The organism is Piscinibacter sp. (genome assembly GCF_050175855.1).
Lineage (GTDB): Bacteria > Pseudomonadota > Gammaproteobacteria > Burkholderiales > Burkholderiaceae_C > Piscinibacter.
Map to the genome: position 1 here is coordinate 1 of NZ_JBFXIO010000405.1, position 4,397 is coordinate 4,397.

The 4,397-nt window shown below is 72.7% G+C and carries 7 protein-coding genes; all 7 read right to left on the reverse strand.

Features of this window, described 5'->3' with window-relative positions:
- Positions 1 to 381: hypothetical protein (locus AB7U92_RS22535; protein ID WP_428582311.1), on the reverse strand; the 381-nt coding region annotated here is incomplete at its 3' end.
- Between the two features lie 4 nt (positions 382 to 385).
- Positions 386 to 781, reverse strand: a complete 396-nt coding sequence (locus AB7U92_RS22540; protein WP_428582313.1) for a c(7)-type cytochrome triheme domain-containing protein — start codon at positions 779 to 781, stop codon at positions 386 to 388.
- Complete coding sequence (locus AB7U92_RS22545) at positions 778 to 1,287, reverse strand: c(7)-type cytochrome triheme domain-containing protein (protein WP_428582315.1); 510 nt, start codon at positions 1,285 to 1,287, stop codon at positions 778 to 780. The genes AB7U92_RS22540 and AB7U92_RS22545 overlap by 4 nt, the downstream gene beginning before the upstream one ends.
- Positions 1,288 to 1,326: 39 nt before the next feature.
- Positions 1,327 to 2,196 (reverse strand): hypothetical protein, encoded by an 870-nt coding sequence (locus AB7U92_RS22550; protein WP_428582317.1) that lies wholly within the window; start codon positions 2,194 to 2,196, stop codon positions 1,327 to 1,329.
- Positions 2,193 to 3,077, reverse strand: a complete 885-nt coding sequence (locus AB7U92_RS22555; protein WP_428582319.1) for a hypothetical protein — start codon at positions 3,075 to 3,077, stop codon at positions 2,193 to 2,195. The genes AB7U92_RS22550 and AB7U92_RS22555 overlap by 4 nt, the downstream gene beginning before the upstream one ends.
- Positions 3,074 to 4,126: a c(7)-type cytochrome triheme domain-containing protein gene (locus tag AB7U92_RS22560; protein ID WP_428582321.1), complete on the reverse strand. Its 1,053-nt coding sequence runs from the start codon at positions 4,124 to 4,126 to the stop codon at positions 3,074 to 3,076. Before AB7U92_RS22560 ends, AB7U92_RS22555 begins: the two co-directional genes overlap by 4 nt.
- Before the next feature lie 10 nt (positions 4,127 to 4,136).
- The coding region (locus AB7U92_RS22565) for a cytochrome c3 family protein (protein ID WP_428582323.1) at positions 4,137 to 4,397 on the reverse strand (261 nt) is incomplete at its 5' end.

Consider the following 4,397-nt stretch of genomic DNA (forward strand, 5'->3'; position numbering starts at 1 on the left):
ATCGGGGCCGATCGCCACCGCCGTGCCGGGCGCCACCGGCGCGCCGGCCACCGGCGACAGCGTAGTGAGGGCCAGGTCCTCGCGCCACAGCCGGCCGGTGCCGCTGTCGGCCACCAGCAGGTCGCTGCCGCGCAGCGCCACGGCGGTGGGCGCGAGCAGCTTGACGAAGGCGCCGGTGCCCGGCCGCGCCGGCAGGCCGAAGGCCGCTCCCGGCGGCGCGAGGAAGCCCCCCTGCAGCGTGCGCCAGGGACGCAGGGCGACCGGCGCGCCCGGGGCGGAGACCGGGCCGGGCGGCGCGGGCGCCGGCGTGACACAGGCGCCGAGCACCGCCAGCGCGGCGCCCATCGCCGTCGTGCGCAGCAGCGGCGCGAATGCGTTCATCGTCTCACCACCGCCCCGGCCCCGAGGTCTGCGCGCCGCCGGCAATGCCGCTCGGCAGGTTGGGCAGGCCCGAGTGGCACAGCTCGCAGCGCTCCGGGCCCCAGGCCACCTGGCCGTTGTGGCACATGCCGCAGAACTTGCCATCGACGATGTCGGCCATCCGCACGTCATTGGCGCCGGCGCGCATCTTGAAGCCGAGCTCGCTGTGGCAGACCTTGCAGCGGAAGCGGATGCGGTGGAACCAGTGCGGAAAGATCACCGGCCGCATGCCTTCCTGGTCGGAGCGCCTGTTGAGCACCACGTCGCCGTACTCGGCGAACGGCGTGCCTTGCGGGATCGCGCAGGCCAGCGCGAGCAGCACGGCCTGCGCGACGCGCCAGGAACGCCGTCGCCTCGTCATGGCTGCCCCACCTGCCGACGCAGCAGCTCGTTGGGCACGCTGTGGCAGCGGTTGCACTCGGTCAGCGGGAAGGCCACCGCGCCGTGGCACAGGCCGCACTGCTCGCCGTTGAGGATGGCCTGCATGCTCAGCTTGTTGGCGCCGGCCTTCTCGATGAACGGCGACGGGTGGCAGTTCGAGCAGTCCAGCCACAGCGTGTGCTGGCGGTGCGGAAACTTCACCGCCGGCATCGAGCCGTACTTGGAGACGATGATGTCCTGGTCGAGCACGCGCACCTTCGTCTCCGGCAGGATGTTGGTTCGCGGATTGATCGCGCCGCTCTCCAGCGCCTGCACCCAGCGCACCAGGTTGCCGGCGGTGTCGCGCGGCAAGGGCCGCAGCGCATCGGCCGGCTGCTGCAGCTCGCGGATGCCGGGGTTGCGCGGGTCGTGCAGGCCGTCCTTTTCCAGTGGCAGCCACGGCGCGGTGGAGGCGGCCAGGGACGATGCGCACAGCATCGTCATCATCCATGCCATCCATCGTCGCCCTCGTGGACCCATGCGTGCTCATCCCGGGATGTAGATCCCGCCGGAGCGGATGGCGCGGACGAGTTCGCGGGTCGAGTCCTCGAGCAACCTGATGCCCGCGGCATGGTCCCCCTTCTTCGCCTGCGCCTCGGCCTCGACGCGCAGCGCCGCCGCCTTCTCGGTGAACGGCGCCATCGCGGGCGCCGCATCCTTGCGGTCGGCCAGCAGCACCTTGATCAGCATCGCGTGGGTGTCGTTGCGGTCGATCTCGTAGTCGTATTCCTCGCGCTTGCTGGCGAAGTTCAGCGAGCGCACCAGCGTGTCGCCGCGGCGCATGCTCTCGATCGACACGCGCGCGGTCAGGTAGGCGCGCTCGAGCACCGGCCGCGCCTCCTCGTAGCGGCCCTGCGCGGCGATGCCCTGTGCCTCGCCGATCTGACGCTCGATGCTGCGCGCGGCGTCCTGGGCTTCCTTCGTGGCGCCCTTCTCCTTCGTGATGCGCTGCTGCGCGGCCAGCAGCGCGCGGGCGCTCTCCAGCCGCGCCTCGAAGTCGCGCTTGTGCTTCTCGCCGGCCACCTGCTCGGGCCGGGCCAGGCGCGCACCGTCCATCATCTCGCGGGCGGCCTGGTCGAGCAGCTTCGCCGCGCCGCCGGGGTCGTTGGCAGCCAGTGCCGCCACCGCCTCGCGGTGGATCAGCCGGGCGTTGTCGCGCCGCTCGCGCGCCGCGGCCACGCCGCTGCTGTCGATCTGCTTCGCCGCCGACGAGCTCTCGATCAGCGTGCCGACCGACTGCACGCGGCGCTCGACCTGCTCGCGCTCCTGCGCAGCGGCGCCGAAGGCGAAGCTGGCCAGCACCAGCGCGGCGAACAGCCGCGACATCAGGTTGGGTCGGTTTCGACGGGCGTTCATGGCGTGGTTCCGGTGGGCTGCGGCGCGACGAGGCCGGCCGCCAGCAGGGCCCGCTGCACGAACAGCGTGGCGTTGCGGAGATGGGCGAGCGCCTGCACGACGTCGCCGGACTGGAAGTGCTGCAGCGCCTGGGCATACAGCGCGTTGCGGCTCTCGCCGAAGCGCTCGATCTGCGCCATCGCCTCGGCGCGCGGCTGCAGGTCGCGCACGGCCAGCGGGACCAGCTCGGCCAGGCCGCGATGCCGCGCCAGCTCGACCTGGAACTCCTCCACCGGCGACGAGGCACGCACGGTGTAGTCCAGCGTCGTCGCGTTGAGGGTGCGGTTCATGCCGGCCAGCACGTGGCGCTCGGCCTGCCCGAGCGACTGGTTGGCTTCTTCGTAGCGGCCCTCCTGCGCCTGCTGGCGGCTCACCGCCATCAGCCCCAGCGCCGCCGTCACGTCGGCCGCTTCGTCCTTCCCGGCACGGGCGCGCAGCGACTCGAGCAGCCGCTCGACGCTGGCCAGCAACTGCTCGTGGCGGGCCTTCGCCGCCTCGCGGCGCGCGGGCGCGTCGGGCACGTGGCGGCTGGCCATGCCCAGGTGCTTGAGGGCCTCGTCGGCGGCCTTGCGCGCGCCGGCGAGATCGCCCTTGGCCAGCAGTTCGCCGGCCAGCGAGTGGTGCACCCGGCCTTCGTCGAGGTGCGCCACCGCCTCGCTGCTGCCACTGGTGACGATGCGCTGGGCGCGACGCGAGTCCGACAGCAGGCTGGCCACCAGCTTGAGGCGCTGCTCGACCTGCGCGCGCTGCATGGCGTCGTCAGGCGCCTGCGCCTGCGCGGGTGCGCCGACCAGCAGTGCCGCGGCGAGCGCCGCGCTGCCGAGGTGCCGGTCGCTCGTCACGGCTTCTTCTCCGTGGCCACCACCGCCTCGGTCTTCTTCTTCGAGTGGCACAGCCGGCACTCCGACACCGGGAAGGCCACCTTGCCGTGGCACACGCCGCATTTCTGGCCGAGCAGGATGGAGGCCATGCTGATCTGGTTGGCGCCCTTCTGCGGCACGAAGATCTTCGGGTGGCAGTTCGAGCAGTCGAGCCACTCGGTGTGCTGCTTGTGCGGGTAGACCACGTCGGGCATCGAGCCCTTGACCTCGCGCACGATGTTCAGGTCCATCACCACGGCGGCCGCATTCGGGTCGTTGCGGTCCCAGCGCGGCGCGATCGCCTTGCTGTCGAGCGACTTGACCCAGTCGACGTGGTTGCCCGCCATGCTCTTGGGCATCGCGGCGAAGGCCACCGAGGGCGGCTGCAGCTGCAGCGTCATGTCGTTGGCCGGGTCGTGGATGCCCGATTCGACCGCCGGCCGATTGAAGCGGCCCACCGGCTTGAGCAGCCGGTTGAAGGCGTTGACCTCGGCGCTCTGCGCCGGCGTGGGCGCTGCGGCGCGGGCGGCAGCGAGCGTGGCTTCGGGCGTCGTGGCCGGCGTGGCGACGGCCGGCGTGGCCGCCGGTGTTGCTGCAGCCGCAGGCGCGGCAGCGGGCGCCGCCGCCGCCGTCACGGGTGCGGGCTTGGCCGCGGGCTTCTCGGCCAGCTTCTCGGCCGGCTTCGCAGCCGGCTTAGCGGCGGCCACCGCCGCCTTGCCGCCCCCCATCATGTACTCGATGGTCTCCTTCAGCTGCGCCGCGCTCAGGTCGGCCCGCCCGCCCTTGGGCGGCATGCCCTTGGTCGTGCCGGCGGTTGCGCTCTTGACGAGCCCGTCGATGCCGCCGGCCGCCTTGGCGCGCGCACCCCAGGCCGCTGCGTCGCCGAGCTTGGGCGCGCCGAGCACGCCGCTGCCGTGGCAGCCGGCGCAGGCGGCGTCGTAGATCGCCTTGCCGCCCGCCTGCGCGAAGCTGTCGAAGGCGCTGAGGAAGAGGCCGGCCGCCGCCAGGCCCGCGATGACGATGCGCTTCATGGCCGGGCCCTCACTTGCGCGCCGGCGCACTGGCGCCGGAGATCACCGGGGAGGCGGCCGCCGCGGGGGGCCCCGCCGGTGCACCGAGCTTCTGCAGCGTGCTCTCGTGCACCTGCGTCAGCGTGCCCGGCTTGCCGGAGTGGCACAGGTTGCAGTTCTCGGCCGACCAGGCGATCTCGCCGTTGTGGCAGGCGCCGCAGTACTGGCCGTCGATGATCTTGAGCATGTTGATCTGGTTGCCGCCGGCCTTGAACTCGAAGCCGAGGTCGGC